The sequence below is a fragment of the Candidatus Thermoplasmatota archaeon genome, assembly GCA_035541015.1.
Lineage (GTDB): Archaea > Thermoplasmatota > SW-10-69-26 > JACQPN01 > JAIVGT01 > DATLFM01.
In genome coordinates this window covers 20,542-36,100 of record DATLFM010000094.1, presented here as the reverse complement: position 1 = coordinate 36,100, position 15,559 = coordinate 20,542, and the positions used below count along the sequence as shown (strand labels likewise).

The window sequence follows — 15,559 nt, the reverse complement described above, 5'->3', positions numbered from 1 at the left end:
GCGAGATCCTGCCGGAAATGCTTTGGCCTGCGCGCCCGCTGACGCGGCGTGCGGCCGGCGTCGCGGTTCCCGGTGTGGGACAACCACTTCCACCTCGATCCCGCCGGCCGCGGCAAGGAGGCGGTCAAGGACTTTGAGCGCGCCGGCGGCACGCACCTTCTCCTCGTCCACAAGCCCTACCACGACCTCCCGCCGGGCGACCTCGACCGGACGCGCGAAGCGCTGGAGCGGACGGTCCGCATGGCCGGCTGGGTTCGCGAAGCGGGCGTCGTTCCGTTTCTCGCGCTTGCCCCGCATCCCGCCGAATTCACGGAGATGCTGCGCTCCGGACTGTCGCTTGACGAGGCCGCCGCAACGTACGAGGCTTCGCTACGTCTGGCGGCTGCCGTCGCGCAGGACGCAGGAGCCGTCGCCCTCGGTGAGATCGGCCGGCCGCACTATCCCGTCGAGCCCGCCGTCTGGGAAAGGGCCAACGCGCTCATGGACCTGGGACTCGCGCTCTGTCGGGACCACGGGCTCGCCGCCATCCTCCACACCGAGAGCGCCACGCCTGAGGTCTTCGCCGACCTTGCCGTGCACGTGCGCAAGGCCGGTCTTCCCTTCGACAAGGCCGTCAAGCACTACAGCGCGCCGCTGGTAGACCCGGCGCTCAACCATGGCCTCCTGCCCAGCGTCATCGTTGGCAAGGATCAGGCCGAGCGGGCCATCGCGCAAGGGACGCGGTTCCTGATGGAGACGGACTATATGGACGACCCGCGGCGGCCTGGCGGCGTGCTTGGACCCAAAACAGTACCCCGCCGCACGTTCGAGCTGCTCGAGAAGGGTCTTGCCAACGAGAGCCAGATGCGGGTCGTGCACGCGGAGAACCCGCGCAAAGCCTACGGCGTCGACGTGGCCGTCTAGGCCGCCTCGGACGTGTCGCGCAACGCGAGTACAGCGTAGCGGCGCAGCGCTCGGGATCGGCGCGGGGCGCGCGAGCCGACCGGCCATCGCCCATGAAGCGGCGGCTTCGCAGAGTGCCGGCAGGACCCCCGGCCTGCGCCGGCCCGGCGTCCGATGGCCTAGCGTCACGCTCAAGCCGTGCCGGCGCGTTGTCGAGCGGTCCATGACGCGTCGCGTCTCCGCCGTCTCGTTCGATCTGTTCGGCACGCTCCTCTCGTACGACGTGTGGCAAGACGGAGGCCAGTTCCTGGACCGCCTCGCGCGGGAGCGGGGCGTCCCGCTTTCCGGCGTGGATCTCCTGGCACGGTGGATCGGCGAGTCCGTTCGCGCGCGCTCCGGCGAGAGCTTCGTCACCCTGGAGGACAGCCTGCGCGAGGGGCTCGAGCGCATTTTCCGCGAGCGCAACATCCCCGATCGCGTGGGTCCCTGGATGGAGGGACTCCTCGAGTTCTGGCGCTCGCGCCCCCTCTACGACGACGTGCTTCCCTGCATGGACCGCCTGCCCGTTCGCGCCTGCATCGTGTCGAACGTGGACCAGGCCCACCTCGAGGCGATCCTGGCGGCCACGGGCCTTGGCAGCCGTGTCGCCTTCGCGTTGTCGAGCGAGGAGGCGGGCGCCTACAAGCCGCATCCTCGCATCTTCCAGCTTGCGGCCCGTCGTTTCGGGTTGCCGCCGGAATCGATCCTTCACGTCGGGGACAGCCTCGTGGACGACGTCGTGGGCGCCAAGCGGACCGGGTTTGCCGCCGCCTGGCTCAACCGTCGGGGCGCCGCGCGGCCGAGCGAATTCCCGGGAGACTTCGCGCTGCGCGAACTGCACGAGCTCTTCGAACGCGTGGCCTTCGCTCCTCAGCCGGCCACGGGCGGATCGAGCACCGCGCGGTAGGCCATGGCGCGTACGCCGGTGGATGCCGTGTAGGCGTCGAGGCCGCCGCCGACGGCGCCCACCGGACCCTCGGCCTGGCCGACGATGCGGACCACCCACGTTCCGCGGCCCGCGTCCGAAGCGCGCTCGGAGAGCCTTTCCCAGGCTTCGGCCGTCGAGGAGGCCGTCACGACGTCCATCGCCGGCACCTGGGCCAGCACGAAGGGGAACTCCCGCGATTGCACCGCGCCCTGCGTGCCCGCGGTGAAGCGGACCTGACCCGTCGATTCCTGTCCCGAGGGCGCGCGCACCATCACCGTGAAGAGGGCGTTGTGGACGCGCGAGCCGCCCGATCGGATCTCGAGGCCGACGTTCACCGCCGTGAGGTTGGATACGTCGACGACAAAGGCGTTCTCGCTGGCGGTCGAGAAGGACAGCGCGTAGGGGGCGCCTCGCTGGGAGAGAACCTCCGTCTCCTGCCATTGGACGCGGAAGTCGCGCAAGGCCTCGCCGGCGGGCGTGAGGAGCACGCCGGCGGCGGCGGCCGCCACGACGAGCACGCCGACCGAGCCCACGAGAAGGTCGGGGTGGCGCATGGTTTCGGTGCCCGAAGCCACGACCGGGCCAAAAACCTTGCTGCTAGGACGCCAGGTAAAGCTCGTCGTTCCAGCGGAGGACCGGCACCTCGCCCGAGGAACGGGCGAAGCCCGCGGGTTTCCGCAGCTCGACCGTCCGCATGGTGGCAGGGTCCACCACGAGAAGGTCCGTTTCCGTCTCGGAAACAACAACCGCCCGCGCGATTTCCTCCCGCAGGAACACCCGGGCGCCCCGCATCCGTTCGCGCTCCTCGGTCACGCTGCGGCCCGTTGCCAAGTCGACCAACGAGACGAGCTTTGGCCCCACGGTCTGCACGCGATGGATGCGATCGTCGAGGCCGACGAAGGAGCCCGGGGCGTACTCGGGGACCCGGGCGAGGAAGGTGACGCGGTACATTTCGCGCCCGTCCTTGCGGCCGACGAGGCTCGCCGATTCGGACAGCCGCGCGCCCATCTCCTCGGTGAGCGCCTTCGTCACGATTCGGGCCGACGCGGTCGTCCCCAGATAGTAGTCGACGCCGCCCTTCTCCTCGCGCGCCTCCACGAGGAAGGCGTCGCGGTTCCCCGCCGCCTGCATGCGGTCCAGGACGCGGCTTACGATGGCGCCGGCGCGGTCCACCTGGTCGGGTCGCAGCTTGCCCTCGCCGCGCAGCTGCACGATCGCCTCGTAGTACCCCCCGAACACGCGCGAGCAGCGAAGGCAGGTGGCGGGACGGATCGTGCCCCGGATCTCGCGATCCAGCCGCACGGGAACCTGCTGCACGCGCCCCGTGACGGTGATCGACAGCCGATGGTGCCGCTCGTCCTCCGCGCGCACGTCCACCTCCACCTTGGCGTCCTCGACGCGAGGGTCGACCTCCGTCGCCTGGCGCGCCTGCGCCTGCAGCGTCGCTTGGCGCGAGCCGCCGTAGTCCTCCCAGGCGCTGCCGCGCCGCAACGACCCGCAGTGGGCGCAGATCTCCACCGCCACGCGGTCCGGAAACGTGGCAAGCGTCTGCGTCCGCACGAGGCAATCGGCGCAGACGCCCTCGGCCAGGGCCAGCCCTTCCCGTCCGCACTCGACGCAGAACATTCAGAGCCCCTTGGCAAGCTGCGCATGCGCGACGCCGCCGACGCGAAGCACCCGCTGGGGGTCGACGAGGCCCAGCTCGACCGCAACGGCCACCGCCTCGTTGCCGACGAGGTTCGCGATCGTGCACACGCGCAACTGCGCGGCGAGCTCCCGCCTCTCGATCCGCTCGCCGCCGTAGAATCCTTCGAGCACCCGAAGCCGGATCTCGCCCTCGCGGAACTCCTGACCCAAGATGGCCGCGTCGCACGCGGCGAGCACCCGCTCCGCGCCCCGCTGGTAGACCTTGAAGACGAACATGTCGGCCCCGGACCGCTTGGCCCTGCGGGACGGCGACGTCCTCAGTGCAGCGGCTTGAATCGGCCCTCGCGCGGCTTGTACAAACGGCCCTGTTCGTTAAGCTTTTGGAGAGTCTCCCTCGTCTTCTCGGGTGGAATGCTCGCGCGCTCCTGCGCCTTGGCCACGATGTCCTCCACCGCCGCCCCCTCGCTCTCGCCGGCCGCCAGCTCGCGCACGATCTCGAGGATCGCGTGGATCCGGTCGCGCTGGCTCTGCGACACGCCCGTCGCGAGCATGCCCGCATCGATCCCGCGCTCGTCGCCCGCCACGCGCTTGAGGTAGTAGTCGACGATGCCGATGGCCCGGTCCACGTCCTCCACGGTCGCCTCGTTGGAGTAGCGCAGCCGGGCGCTCGCCTCCGCCAGGCGCACGATCGCTTCGAGCTGGCGTGGCGTCATCGGGATCGGGCCGCCTTGCGCCAAGGCTTGGCGCCGCAGGCCGACGTAATGCTCGCGGATGCGCGCCATGGCCGTCTCGCCAAGCACGGGAAAGCACGTGCGCTTGGAGTGCGCGACGTACTTGCGAAGGAACGGCCGCGGAATGTCGGGCTCGATGTGGACGGACGCCTCGCGCTGCTGCTCGGCGGTGTAAAGACCCTCCTCGTTCTGTTCGCGGTACCGACGGATCCCGCCCGCGCGGTGCACGCCGAGGATGTGGCTGGCAAGCGCGTCGTCCCGCCGAACCTCCGGCTTGTCGGTGAGCGGGAAGATCACGTCGAAGCGCGACAGGAGCGCCGGAGGCATGTCGATCTGCTCGGGGATCGACGCGTACTCCTCGAACCGTCCATCCTTCGGGTTGGCGGCGCCAAGGACGGAGCAGCGGGAGTTGAGCGTGGCCGTGATGCCGGCCTTGGCGATGGAGATCGTCTGCTGCTCCATGGCCTCGTGCATGGCCGAGCGGTCGTTCTCGTCCATCTTGTCCATCTCGTCGATGGCGGCGACCCCGCGGTCGGCCAGGACGAGCGCGCCCGCCTCGAGGTTCCACCGCCCGTCCGTCTCGTCGCGCACGGCGCTTGCCGTAAGGCCCGCGGCCGTCGACGACTTTCCCGAGGTGTAGATGGCGCGCGGCGCCAGGCGCGTCACGTAGCGCAGAAGCTGCGACTTCGCGACGCCGGGATCGCCTACCATGAGGATGTGGATGTCGCCGCGAAGGTGGGTGCCGCTCTCGGTCCGCTTCTCGACGCCCCCGAACAGCTGGAGCACCAAGGCGAGCTTCTCGGTCTCCATGCCGTAGATCTCCGGCGCAAGCGATCGGACCATCTTGTAGTAAATCTCGGGGTCCTTCGAGAACCGGATGATCTCGGCCTCGTCCTCGGGCGTCACGTCGATCTCCTGGAACTCCTTCTGCTGCGGCTCGACGCTGACGACCTCAAGGTGGATCTCCAATACGGTGAGCTTGACACCGCTTTTCTTCTGCACGGAGCTTCGGAGGATGCCGTTCACGAGCACGCGGTCGCCGGGCCAGAGCTGGCCGCAGAGATCGTCCTCGACGTGCACCTTGAGGCGCTGCGGCTGCTCGCCGCCGCGCATGGTCTCGGGCGCCTCCTGGATGTCGAGGACCTGGGAATCGACGAAACGGCTGCGTTCGGTCAGGAGCTTGAAGTTCGATTGTCGCGCGCACCCGCCTTGGTCCTCGTAGCACTCGAGGGGCTCCTTGAACACCATGTGCTCGTCCTGGGGCTCCTTGATGATGGCGCCGCACCGAAGGCACTTGAAGGCCGCGTCCTGGATCTTCGGCCGCACGTCGGAGGCGCGCTTGACGAGGCCTTCGATGGCCACGAGCTTCCCAAGGTGGCGGGCGCGCAAGTTGCGCACGTCCACCTTGGCCGTCGAGGGCGGGAGGTTCCGTGGGCGGAAGTGGAGGGCGGGCTTCTCGTCGAGGGGAACGTCGATCGCCCGCAGTCCCTGCTCGGCCGTGAAGATGGCGACGTTGGGATTCTGGAGAAGGAACTCGCCGAGCTGGGGATCGTGGCGGTCGATGTCCCAGAAATCCACCTCGACGCTGCGCTTCTCGGGATAGGCGAGCGCGGCCTCGTTGATCTTGGGCTTGTAGTACTTCTGGAAGAAGCGCTCCCAGTTGCGGACGAGTTGTTCCTCGGTCGGTTGGACTTGGATCTCTGCCATGCGTGCATCCCGGGATACGTGACCGTAAGAGGCTCAGGACGAAACGAAGCAGCGCGCGTGGGCCGCGCGAATACCGTTGTGTCCCCGAAGCGCCGTTTCCAGCGCGACGGGCGTGCATCAAGCCTTCGCCGCGGGTTCGCCTGTTTCCGGACGTCTTAAGCGTTCTCAAAGCCGACATTTTGCGCTCGTCGGCCATAAAACTCGGTCCGGGGGGAGACCGAAAGTGTCGCGCGCGGCAAGCTTCTTTGCCTGGGGCGCGGTGAGGACCGCATGGTCCGCCGGTGGGTCCGCGAGCGTCGGAGCGACCCGTTCTACCGGAAGGCCAAGCGCGAAGGCTACCGCTCGCGCGCCGCCTACAAGCTTCTCCAGATGCACGAGCGATACGGCGTCTTCCGGCCGGGCGACGTCGTGGTCGACCTGGGCGCGGCGCCGGGCGGATGGAGCCAGGTCGCGGTGGAGCTTTCCTCGCCCGGCCGCGTGGTGGGCATCGACCTTCAGGAGATCGAGCCGCTCTCCGGCGCCGAGTTGGTGCGGGGGGACTTCACCCGTCCGGAAACGACCCAACGGATTCGTGACATGATCGGGCAGGCAAGCGTCGTGGTGAGCGACATGAGCCCGAACATCTCTGGGAACTACTCGACCGACCACGCGCGAAGCATCCACTTGTGCGAACAGGCGCTCGCCTTTGCCACGCAGGTCCTAAAGCCGGGCGGCGTCTTCGTCGTGAAGGTGTTCGAAGGCGACCTCTTCGCCGACTTCCTCGTTCAGGCCCGCCGCCACTTTGCCATGGTGAAGGCCCACCACCCGGAGGCCAGCCGCAGCTCTTCGAGCGAGGTCTACGTCGTCGCCAAGGGCTTCAAGGGGCGGTCCGACGAACCGCCCGCAGGAGATCGTCCCACGGCGCATCCGTCTTGACGAGCACGTCGCCAGCGTGCGCCCGCACCGCCTCATGCCCTTCGCCCCGCAGGGCGGCGAGGAGTTCGGCGGGCTTGGGAGGACCGCCGCCGTGAAGCCGTGCGAGCGTCGAGAGCGCGACCGGCAGAGCGTCCACGGACGCCTCCTCCGCGACCGTGCCAAGAAGCGTCCGCGCGCGGTTCGCCCGATCGGGTTGCCACGGAAGGGTCGGCAGCGCCTCCAGCATGGCCCGAGCGCAGGCGGGATCCGTGAGCGGGCCGGCGTAGAGCGGGCCGGCAAGGCCGGGCGCGCCTCGGCAGTCCGAAGGGTGCCCCACCGGTTGCGATGAATGTTCATCGCACCAGCCGCGCCGCCCGCACTCGCCGCAGACCCACGCCAATCGCAGCCGGTCGAGGAGCGCGTCGGCGCGCCGCGCGCCGGGCGCAAGCTCGAAGTAGACGCGGTAGTAGTGGTCGGCGACGTGGGCGAGGACGGGCCGCGCCGCGCGCTCGTGCCGCGCGGCCGTGACGATCCCAAAGCCCGCGAGGATGCGAAGGCCAAGTTCGTGCCGGATGTCGCAGCGCAGGCTTCGCGCGCCGTACTTGCGCCGGCACGCGGCGGGGCTCTGGCCGGCAAGCGCGGCGCCGTCGGTCGCCGTGAGCGCAAGCGTGGAGCGAAGCTTCAGCGCCGGAATGGCCGCGTCGGCAAAGGGCGCCGGCGAGCCGAAGGGGTCGATCTCGACGTGCTCCCACAGCGTCTGGCTGAGGTACGCGCGCAGGTCCGCCCGCTCGACGTGCACGTCCGCGCCGGCGGCGCTCGCGTTCTCGCGCGCAAGCTCGACGGATCGCGGGTTCTTGTCGCACGCCGCGACGTTTCGAAGCCCCGCCTCGACCCACCAACGGATCGCCCGCACGCCCGAGCCGCACAAGCCGTCGAGCGCGCGAAGGTCCGGCCGCCGCAGGCTTGCCACGAAGGCGACGGAGAGGTCGCGCGTGAGCGTGGCGGCCTCGCTGTAGAACGGCGCGCGCGTGGGCGCCGCGGGCCCGCGCGCCTTGCCGCGGCTGGGCACGCGCAGCGAGACGGCGCCTTCCTCCACGAGGACATGCGAGGCGGTCAACGCGCGAAGGAGGCAAAGGGCGCGGATAAGGGTTGCGCGCTTGCCCAAAAAGGTTTTCCGCCCGCCTGCCATCCGCGCGTGATCGTCCATGCGCATCGAAGTCCGGCGCGGCCGCATCGAGCAAGCTTCCGACGAGGCCATCGTGGTGAACGCGTTCGAGGGCGTCACGCGTCCGGGGGGCGCGACGGGCGCCGTGGACGCGGCGGCCGGCGGCGTGATCGGCAAGCACCTGCGCATGGGCGACTTCAAGGCGCGCCGGGGCGAGATCTACCTCATCTATCCCGAAGGGATGCGGACGAAGCGCATCTTGCTCGTGGGCTTGGGCAAGAAGGAGAAGTTCGACGAGGACGCGGCGCGGCAGGTTTCCGCTGCGGTGGCCAAGCGGGCCGTTTCGCTCAAGATCCGAAGCTACGCGTCCATCGTGCATGGGGCCGGCGGCGGCGAAGCCGGCGACGGCGCCGGGGAACGCCGGAGGCGTTCCACGAGCGCCGGCATTGGAGGGCTTCGGCCCGAGCGCGCCGCGCAGGCCTTCGCGGAGGGCGCCATCCTCGCGACGTACAAGTTCGAGAAGTACAAGAGCGCGCCCGAGAAGCCGGAGGACCGGCCGGTGGAGCTCGCGCGCATCACGGTCCTTGCGCCCGAGGCGCGGGAGGTCTCTCGCCTCGCGCGCGGCGTCGAGGCGGGCGTCGCCATCGCCGAGTCGGTGAACTTCACGCGCGACGTGGCCAACGAGAGCGGCCGCGACGGGCGGCCCGAGGTCATCGCGCGGCGCGTGCAGGAGATGGCGCGCAAGGTCGGGCTCAAGTGCACCGTGTACGACCGGCGATGGTTGGAACGCAAGGGCATGAACGCCATCCTCGCCGTGAATTCCGGCAGCGCAAACGAACCGCGGCTTGTCGTGCTCGAGCACAACCCCCGCGCCAAGCGCACCGTGGCGGTCGTGGGCAAAGGGATCACGTTCGACTCGGGCGGCATCTCGATCAAGCCCGGCGAGGCCATGGACAAGATGAAGCACGACAAGAGCGGCGCCGCGGCGGTCTTCGGGGCGCTTCGCGCGGCCGCGCTTCTGGACCTCCCCGTCCACGTGGTGGGCGTGGCGCCGCTCACGGACAATCTGCCCTCGGGCAGCGCGTACAAGCCCGGCGACATCGTTCGAGCCTACAACGGAAAGACGATCGAGGTCCTCAACACCGACGCCGAGGGGCGCGTCCTCCTGTCGGACGCGCTCGCCTGGACCGAGGAGACCTTCGCGCCCGACGCCATCGTCGACCTTGCCACGCTCACGGGCGCCTGCAGCGTCGCGCTCGGGAGCCTTGCGATCGCGGGCATGGGCACGGACGAGAAGCTCCTTTCGCGCGTGCGCGAGGCGGGCGAGGCCTGCCACGAGCGCGTCTGGCCCCTTCCGTTCTGGGACGAGTACGACGAGCAGATCAAGACGCCCGTGGCCGACGTGAAGAACCTGGGCGGACGCGGCGCGGGCACGATCACGGGCGGGCGCTTCCTTCGAAAGTTCGTGAAGGACACGCCGTGGGTGCACCTCGACATCGCGTCGACTGCATGGGACGAGGGCTCCGCCGCGAAGTTCAACCCCGAATACTCGCCAAGCCCGCACGCGACGGGCGTTGGCGTGCGGCTCATGGTGGAGATGCTGCGAGATTGGTGAGCGCGCCGCCTTTATGACCCTAACGCCCCGGAGGCGGGCCGGCGCCGCGAGCTGGGCGAAGCGCTGGCGGAAGCTGCGGCTTCCGGCGCGCACTCGCGGACCGCTGCGCGGTCCACTTGGCGGCGCGGAGGCCGAGCGCGCAGCTAGGCGGAGCGCGAGGCGGACCGCTCCGCGAGGCGGTAGCCGAGCGGCTCTGTCAAATCCCGCCGACGCCGTAGAACACGTCCACGAGGAAGAGCAGGCTGAAGTGGAGGACGGCGGCCCAGGCGACGGCGTCGCGCTTGCTCTTGATGCCGGCGACGAAGGCCGTGATCGGGAAGACGTACTGCCACCCGGAGAATTGGGCGGTGCCGGCGAGGACGTGCGGAAGCTGCGCGAGGACGAACATGACGCCAAGGAAAAGGAGGAAGATCGAGATCCAGCCCAGGACGTCGTCGGCGAGGAACAGTCGCGCGTCGTTGTCGGACATGGTCGACGGGGCGCGAATGGGCGACCCGTATTAAAGGATATGCCGGAAGGATCGGCGGGCCGATCCTTCCGGGCGTGCGCGGGCGTTCAGCGGGCCCACGGCGTGGCCATGTGGCCCTGGCCGAACCAGGCCTTGACCCCGTCCTGGTAGAGGTACCAGACGATGAAGCCCGAGATGGCCACGTTCACGATGGCGCCGACGTTCCCCGTCACGAGGTTGAGGACGCCCATGAGTAGGCCGATGGCGGTGAGGACGAGCGCGACCGTCCAGGCCCATGGCCGAGCGTCGAGGAGACCCTTGCCCACGACGATGGAGAGCACGCCGATTCCAAGCACGACGATGCCCACGACCGCAAGCGCCGCGCCCAGCAGCGCGCCCGGCAGGGGCAGGAACGGCGCAAACGCGGCGCTCATGGCCGCGCCGCCGGCGACAAACGCCAACCCCGCAAGCGCCATCAACGCTCCGCCGAGCAGGTAGAGGACGCCAAGGATGGTGACGCCAAGCGGACGGGGCTTGGGCGCCGGCGCCCACTGCTGCGGCGGCGGGGGCGGCGTGTAGGTTTGCTGCGGGGCGGCCATCAGAGCGAGCGCGGCGGTCGGGAACGCGGGCGGTTTGGCGGTCATGGAGACCCGCGGCCAGACAGGCCAGGAGACGGATGAAGGAACCGGCTTCGTGCGATTCGAAAAAACGGCCGGCGCTTTATATTCGCCGAACGCCATGCCCCCCTCCGCATGGTTGACGCAAGCCTCCTCCAATTCGTGGTGAACGGGCTTGTCGTCGGGGGCATCCTCGTACTGGGGGCCGTCGGGCTCACCCTCGTCTACGGCATCCGCCGCTTCGCCAACTTCGCGCACGGCGATTTCCTCACCCTGGGCGCGTACGTCGCGTGGGTGGTGAACGTCCAGATGGGGCTCGACGTCGTCGTCGCCGCCATCGTGGCCATGGTCTCGATCGCGCTCTTTGGGCTTGCGCTTGAGCACGGGCTGTTCTGGCGCTTCGAGGGCCGCGGCCCGTTGCCCCCCCTCATCGCCACGGTGGGGCTAAGCTTCGTCCTGCAGAACGTCGTGCGCATGGTGTGGGGCACAAGCCCGCTTACGTTCCGGCTTCCCGCCGAGACGGCCATGCGGCTGGGCCCGGTCGCGGTGACGCCCACGCGATTGCTGGCGCTTGCCGTGGCCGTCCTCGTGGCCATCGGTCTGCACGTCCTGCTCACGCGCACGCGGCTTGGCATCGCCATGCGCGCCACCGCCGACGACGTCGAGCTTGCGCGCACGACGGGCATCGACACGCGCGTGGTGGTGGCGGCGGTGTGGCTTTTGGGCGGCGCGCTTGCCGCGCTGGCCGGCGTGTTCCTCGCCGCCACGACGCAGCTGTCCCCCACGATGGGCTTTGGCATGCTGCTGCTCCTGTTCGCCTCCGTGATCCTGGGCGGCATCGGCAGCCCCTACGGCGCGGTGCTCGGGGGCTTTCTCATCGGGCTTTCCACCGAGGTGAGCAAACCCGTGTTCTTCGCGCTCAACCTCAACGCCACCTACTCGCTTGCCGTGGCGTTTGTCGTCATGATCGTCGTTCTGCTGTTGCGCCCAACGGGCATCCTGGGCGCCGGCGCCCCGCCGCTTCTGGCGCGCTTCCGGAGGAGGAGCCCCACGGAGGCGGCCCCGTGACGTTCCTCGATCCCGACCTCGCGTTCTTCCTGACCTTCGCGGGGCTGTACATGCTCCTTGCGCTTGGCCTCAACCTCCAATGGGGCTACGGGGGTCTCTTCAATCTGGGCGTGGCCGGATTCTGGGCCATGGGCGCCTACGGGTTCGTCTGGCTCTCGTCGCGGCACGCCGACCCGAGCCTTGCCTACCCGGGCCATTGGGGCCATGGCCTTCCGATCCCCGTGGGCATCCTTGGCGCCATCGCGCTCACGACCGTGTTTGCGGTGGCCGTGGCCTATCCGGCCTTGCGCCTCCGGGCCGACTACCTCGCCATCGTCACGATCGGCTTTTCGGAGATCTTCCGCCGCTTCCTCGTCAACGAGCAATCGATCACGGGCGGCGTGCACGGCGTGGGACCCATCGGCCCCATTCCCCGACCGTTCCCCGATCTTCGCGCCGCCGAGGCCGAGGTGTACATGATGCTCGTGGTCGTCGGGCTGTTCCTCGTCCTGCTCGTGCTCGCGCAGTACCTCTCGCGCTCCCCGTGGGGGCGGTCGCTGCGCGCCGTGCGCGACGACGAGGCCGCCGCGCAGGCGTTGGGGAAGGACGCGTTCCGGCTCAAGCTTTCGGCCTTTGCCATGGGCGCTTCGTTCATGGGTCTTGCGGGGGCTCTCTACGCGCTGTTCACGCGTTTCATCGAGCCCGTGAGCAAGTTCACCCCCGTCGACACGTTTTTCGTGGCCACGGCCGTCATCCTGGGCGGGCTTGGCAACCACCGCGGCGCGGCGCTGGGCGCCTTTGCCCTCTGGGGCGTCACCTACGGCCTCCTCCGCTTCAAGGACCAGCTTCCCGACTTCCTTCAGCCCAAGATCGACTTCGTGCGCCTCGCGCTCATCGGCGTTTTCCTCATCGTCGTCGTGCTGTGGCGGCCGTCCGGGATCCTTCCCGAGGAGAGGGTCGTATCGAGAACCTAGCCGCCGACGGGCTCCTGTCGCTGCGCGGCGTGACGAAGTCGTTCGGGGGCCTGCGCGCCGTCGACGGCGTTTCGTTTGACGTCCGGCCCGGGGAGATCGTGGCGCTCATCGGCCCCAACGGCGCGGGCAAGACCACGCTCTTCTCCATCGTGGCCGGCGAGCTTGCGCCCGACGCGGGGGACGTGCGGTTCGACGGAGAGCGGATCGCCGGCCTTCCGCCGCACCGGATCGCAGCGCGCGGCCTCGTCCGCACCTTCCAGACGCCCCGCGAGTTCGGGAGCCTGACTGTGCTCGAGAACGTCGTGCTCGCCGCGCCCGGGCATCCGGGCGAGACCCTCGGGGGGCTTCTGCGGCCGCGCCGCTGGAAGGCCTTCGAGCGCGAGGTGCGCACGCGCGCGACCGAGCTTCTCGAAACGACGGGCCTTGCGGGCGTCGCGGAGCTCCCGGCCCACGAGCTCTCCGGCGGCCAGAAGAAGCTCCTCGAGCTCTCCCGCGCGCTCATGGCCAAGCCGCGCATGGTGCTGCTCGACGAGCCCGTGGCCGGCGTGAACCCCGCGCTTGCCGCCACGATCCTCGACCGGCTCGAGCAGCTGCGACGGGAGGGCCTCACCTTCCTGCTCGTCGAGCACGACATGGAGGTCGTGCTGCGTCGGTGCGACCGCGTCGTCGCCATGCACGAAGGCCGCAAGCTCGTGGAAGGAACGCCCGAGGAGGTCCGCGCCGATCCGCGGCTCCTCGAAAGCTACCTGGGGGGCTGAAGCACGGCGCTGCTTGCCGTCGAAGACCTGACCGCCGGGTACGGTCAAAGCCGCATCCTGCACGGCGTGAACCTGCGCGTCGAGCCGGGGGAGCTCGTCGCCGTCGTGGGCCCCAACGGAGCCGGCAAGAGCACGCTCGTGAAGGCGGTGGTCGGCGTCGCGCGCGTCTTCGAAGGCCGGGTGACGTTCGACGGGCAGGACCTGCTTCGCCGGACCGCCTCCTCGCGCGTGCGCCTGGGCATCTCGTACGTGCCCCAGGTCCGCAACGTCTTTCCCTCGCTCACCGTGCGGGAGAACCTCACGATGGGCGCCTTCGTCCGCCCCGAGCGGGAGGCGGAGCTTTTGGAGACGGTGCTCGCGGCCTTCCCCAAGCTTGCCGAGCGCGCCTTGCAGCGCGCAGGCTCGCTCTCCGGCGGCGAGCGCCAGATGCTCGCCCTTGGCAAGGCGCTCATGTCCGAGCCCCGGCTGCTTGTCGTGGACGAGCCGGCGGCGGCCCTGGCTCCGGTCGTGGCCGATTCCGTGTTCGAGCGCCTCGCCTCCATCCGGGACGGCGGGACGGCCGTGCTGGCCGTGGAGCAGCGCGCGCGGCGGATCCTCTCGATGGCCGATCGCGCGTACGTGCTGGACCGGGGCCGCAACCGCTTCGAGGGGCGGGGCCCCGAGGTGCTCGCCGACCCGGAAATGGGCCGGTCCTACCTCGGGCCCGCGGGCCCCGCTACGCCTGGCCCAGACAAGCGTCTGCGATCGGAACCGGATTCGTGAGCACGTCGGCGCCCGGGATCGCGCACAGCGTCGTAAGACGCCACTCGTCGTTGACGACCCAGATGATGTACGCGCTCGCGACGTCGCCGTTTTGGTCGAAGTCCGCCTCGTTGGAAGCGCCCTGGTAGTTGATGTCCGTGTTGTTGGCGAGCGCCTGGCGCGCCTGCGCCCACTGGCCAGGACCGATCTCCTGGCCGGGCGCTCGCGCGATCGTGCGCACCGCGTCGCGGACGGCCGGGCCGTCCGTGCTGCCGGCCTTCTGGATCGCAAGCGCGATCACCATGACCGCGTCGTAGGTGTTCGACGCAAAGAGGCCCGGAGCCTCGTTGAAGCGGGCGCGGTACGCCTGGTTGAACGTCGCCTCGCGATCGCCCGGGCTCTGCGGCGCCGTGCCCGTCACGCCCCGCACGTCGATGTCGCGGCCGCGCATGTCGTCCACGAGCGCCTGGCTGTAGACGCCCTCGCTCCAGATCCACTGGGCGTCGTAGCCCGGAAGCTGGCGGTTGGCCCACCAGTCCTGCATGATGACGGCCGCCGCGCCCGGATAGCCGACGAAGAAGACGGCGTTGGGCGCGCCCGTGAAGGCCTGCGCGACCTCCGCGCTGTAGCTCGCCTGGATGGGATCGTCCGTGTAGGTGACGATGTTGCTCACGCGCGGCGGCACCGAGCTCTGGTTCTCGAAGGACGCCTTGAACGCCTCGGCCAGGCCCAGGCCGTAGGCGTTGTTGCTGGCCAGGATGTTCACGCGCGCGTAGCCTTTTGCGATGGCGTAGGCCGCGGCGACCTTGCCCTGGAGGCCGTCGTCGGGCGCCGTTCGGAACCAGTAGCCGCCCGTCGTGCCGTCGCGCGCAAGCTCCGTGAGCTGCGGGCTTGTCGCCGAGGGCGAGATGTGGAGGATGCGATTGTCCCACATGGTGGGTCCCGAGGCGATGACCATCGGGGAACCGGCCGGCCCGATCACGGCCACCACGCGGTGCGTGTTGACAAGCGTGCGCGCGGCGGCCACGGAAGCGTCGTTGTTCGTTTGGTCGTTCTCGTGGAACAGTTGGATTTGCCGACCCAGCACGCCGCCGGCCGCGTTGATCTGCTCCATGGCGAGGATGGCGCCGTTGCGCATCGACGGGCCGTACTGCTCAAGCCCGCCGGACATGGGCAGCAGCGTGCCGATGCGAATGGGCTGGCCATCCCCTCCGGGGCCCGGCCCCGGTCCAGGCGTTGTGCAGCCCGCAAGGGCGACGCCAACGAGAAGCGCGACGGTCACGATCGGGAATCCGGACGACGTTCGGAACAAGCGCATGCGCTTTCCACCGGGGCGGGCATTTGGCTGGCCGCACTTAAATCCTAG

16 protein-coding genes are annotated in these 15,559 nt (G+C 69.7%); 8 read left to right on the top strand and 8 right to left on the bottom strand.

All coding sequences use genetic code 11. The annotated features are described in order from the left end of the window. Nucleotides 1–48: 48 nt before the first annotated feature. Both VM681_08700 and VM681_08695 read left to right on the top strand, forming a co-directional pair. Nucleotides 49–903, top strand: coding sequence for a TatD family hydrolase (locus VM681_08700; GenBank protein HVL88063.1), 855 nt, complete (start codon nucleotides 49–51; stop codon nucleotides 901–903). 202 nt (nucleotides 904–1,105) lie between these two features. Then, complete coding sequence (locus VM681_08695) at nucleotides 1,106–1,828, top strand: HAD family hydrolase (protein ID HVL88062.1); 723 nt, start codon at nucleotides 1,106–1,108, stop codon at nucleotides 1,826–1,828. Here VM681_08695 and VM681_08690 read toward each other — a convergent pair. The 4 genes from VM681_08690 to VM681_08675 are packed head-to-tail and all read right to left on the bottom strand — an operon-like array spanning nucleotide 1,792 to nucleotide 5,934. Further along, complete coding sequence (locus VM681_08690; protein HVL88061.1) at nucleotides 1,792–2,403, bottom strand: hypothetical protein; 612 nt, start codon at nucleotides 2,401–2,403, stop codon at nucleotides 1,792–1,794. The genes VM681_08695 and VM681_08690 overlap by 37 nt on opposite strands. Nucleotides 2,404–2,446: 43 nt before the next feature. Continuing rightward, the gene (locus tag VM681_08685; protein ID HVL88060.1) at nucleotides 2,447–3,475 is read right to left on the bottom strand and encodes an NMD3-related protein; all 1,029 of its coding nucleotides are present in this window, start codon (nucleotides 3,473–3,475) and stop codon (nucleotides 2,447–2,449) included. Next, the gene (locus tag VM681_08680; protein ID HVL88059.1) at nucleotides 3,476–3,772 is read right to left on the bottom strand and encodes a DUF424 family protein; all 297 of its coding nucleotides are present in this window, start codon (nucleotides 3,770–3,772) and stop codon (nucleotides 3,476–3,478) included. A 41-nt stretch (nucleotides 3,773–3,813) separates the two neighbouring features. Further along, nucleotides 3,814–5,934, bottom strand: a complete 2,121-nt coding sequence (locus VM681_08675; GenBank protein HVL88058.1) for a minichromosome maintenance protein MCM — start codon at nucleotides 5,932–5,934, stop codon at nucleotides 3,814–3,816. Between the two features lie 270 nt (nucleotides 5,935–6,204). On the opposite strand from VM681_08675, the gene VM681_08670 reads away from it, so the two are divergent. Further along, nucleotides 6,205–6,849, top strand: a complete 645-nt coding sequence (locus VM681_08670) for an RlmE family RNA methyltransferase (GenBank protein HVL88057.1) — start codon at nucleotides 6,205–6,207, stop codon at nucleotides 6,847–6,849. On the opposite strand, the gene VM681_08665 is transcribed toward VM681_08670, so the two are convergent. Further along, nucleotides 6,791–7,945 carry a hypothetical protein gene (locus VM681_08665; protein ID HVL88056.1) on the bottom strand — a complete coding sequence of 385 codons (1,155 nt, stop codon included), beginning with the start codon at nucleotides 7,943–7,945 and terminating at the stop codon, nucleotides 6,791–6,793. The two genes, VM681_08670 and VM681_08665, sit on opposite strands and share 59 nt — an antisense overlap. Before the next feature lie 88 nt (nucleotides 7,946–8,033). On the opposite strand from VM681_08665, the gene VM681_08660 reads away from it, so the two are divergent. Continuing rightward, on the top strand, nucleotides 8,034–9,608 hold the full coding sequence (locus VM681_08660; protein ID HVL88055.1) for a leucyl aminopeptidase: 1,575 nt from the start codon (nucleotides 8,034–8,036) through the stop codon (nucleotides 9,606–9,608). A gap of 196 nt (nucleotides 9,609–9,804) precedes the next feature. Here VM681_08660 and VM681_08655 read toward each other — a convergent pair whose 3' ends face one another. Further along, nucleotides 9,805–10,077 carry a hypothetical protein gene (locus tag VM681_08655; protein HVL88054.1) on the bottom strand — a complete coding sequence of 91 codons (273 nt, stop codon included), beginning with the start codon at nucleotides 10,075–10,077 and terminating at the stop codon, nucleotides 9,805–9,807. An 86-nt stretch (nucleotides 10,078–10,163) separates the two neighbouring features. Next, the gene (locus VM681_08650) at nucleotides 10,164–10,700 is read right to left on the bottom strand and encodes a hypothetical protein (GenBank protein HVL88053.1); all 537 of its coding nucleotides are present in this window, start codon (nucleotides 10,698–10,700) and stop codon (nucleotides 10,164–10,166) included. Between the two features lie 108 nt (nucleotides 10,701–10,808). On the opposite strand from VM681_08650, the gene VM681_08645 reads away from it, so the two are divergent. The 4 genes from VM681_08645 to VM681_08630 all read left to right on the top strand — a co-directional run bounded on the left by VM681_08645 (nucleotide 10,809) and on the right by VM681_08630 (nucleotide 14,214). Beyond that, nucleotides 10,809–11,741, top strand: a complete 933-nt coding sequence (locus tag VM681_08645) for a branched-chain amino acid ABC transporter permease (GenBank protein HVL88052.1) — start codon at nucleotides 10,809–10,811, stop codon at nucleotides 11,739–11,741. Then, complete coding sequence (locus VM681_08640) at nucleotides 11,738–12,694, top strand: branched-chain amino acid ABC transporter permease (protein ID HVL88051.1); 957 nt, start codon at nucleotides 11,738–11,740, stop codon at nucleotides 12,692–12,694. The genes VM681_08645 and VM681_08640 overlap by 4 nt, the downstream gene beginning before the upstream one ends. After that, complete coding sequence (locus tag VM681_08635) at nucleotides 12,643–13,452, top strand: ABC transporter ATP-binding protein (protein ID HVL88050.1); 810 nt, start codon at nucleotides 12,643–12,645, stop codon at nucleotides 13,450–13,452. Before VM681_08640 ends, VM681_08635 begins: the two co-directional genes overlap by 52 nt. Nucleotides 13,453–13,518: 66 nt before the next feature. Next, the gene (locus VM681_08630; GenBank protein ID HVL88049.1) at nucleotides 13,519–14,214 is read left to right on the top strand and encodes an ABC transporter ATP-binding protein; all 696 of its coding nucleotides are present in this window, start codon (nucleotides 13,519–13,521) and stop codon (nucleotides 14,212–14,214) included. Here VM681_08630 and VM681_08625 read toward each other — a convergent pair. Continuing rightward, the gene (locus VM681_08625) at nucleotides 14,168–15,511 is read right to left on the bottom strand and encodes an ABC transporter substrate-binding protein (protein ID HVL88048.1); all 1,344 of its coding nucleotides are present in this window, start codon (nucleotides 15,509–15,511) and stop codon (nucleotides 14,168–14,170) included. The two genes, VM681_08630 and VM681_08625, sit on opposite strands and share 47 nt — an antisense overlap. Nucleotides 15,512–15,559: the final 48 nt, after the last annotated feature.

Bases quoted from the DNA above. Each gene is read 5' to 3' on its own strand.
- VM681_08695 (HVL88062.1), top strand. From the start codon at position 1,106: ATGACGCGTCGCGTCTCCGCCGTCTCGTTCGATCTGTTCGGCACGCTC.
- VM681_08680 (HVL88059.1), bottom strand. From the start codon at position 3,772: ATGTTCGTCTTCAAGGTCTACCAGCGGGGCGCGGAGCGGGTGCTCGCC.
- VM681_08625 (HVL88048.1), bottom strand. From the start codon at position 15,511: ATGCGCTTGTTCCGAACGTCGTCCGGATTCCCGATCGTGACCGTCGCG.
- VM681_08660 (HVL88055.1), top strand. From the start codon at position 8,034: ATGCGCATCGAAGTCCGGCGCGGCCGCATCGAGCAAGCTTCCGACGAG.
- VM681_08670 (HVL88057.1), top strand. From the start codon at position 6,205: ATGGTCCGCCGGTGGGTCCGCGAGCGTCGGAGCGACCCGTTCTACCGG.
- VM681_08645 (HVL88052.1), top strand. From the start codon at position 10,809: ATGGTTGACGCAAGCCTCCTCCAATTCGTGGTGAACGGGCTTGTCGTC.
- VM681_08655 (HVL88054.1), bottom strand. From the start codon at position 10,077: ATGTCCGACAACGACGCGCGACTGTTCCTCGCCGACGACGTCCTGGGC.
- VM681_08675 (HVL88058.1), bottom strand. From the start codon at position 5,934: ATGGCAGAGATCCAAGTCCAACCGACCGAGGAACAACTCGTCCGCAAC.
- VM681_08690 (HVL88061.1), bottom strand. From the start codon at position 2,403: ATGCGCCACCCCGACCTTCTCGTGGGCTCGGTCGGCGTGCTCGTCGTG.
- VM681_08650 (HVL88053.1), bottom strand. From the start codon at position 10,700: ATGACCGCCAAACCGCCCGCGTTCCCGACCGCCGCGCTCGCTCTGATG.
- VM681_08685 (HVL88060.1), bottom strand. From the start codon at position 3,475: ATGTTCTGCGTCGAGTGCGGACGGGAAGGGCTGGCCCTGGCCGAGGGC.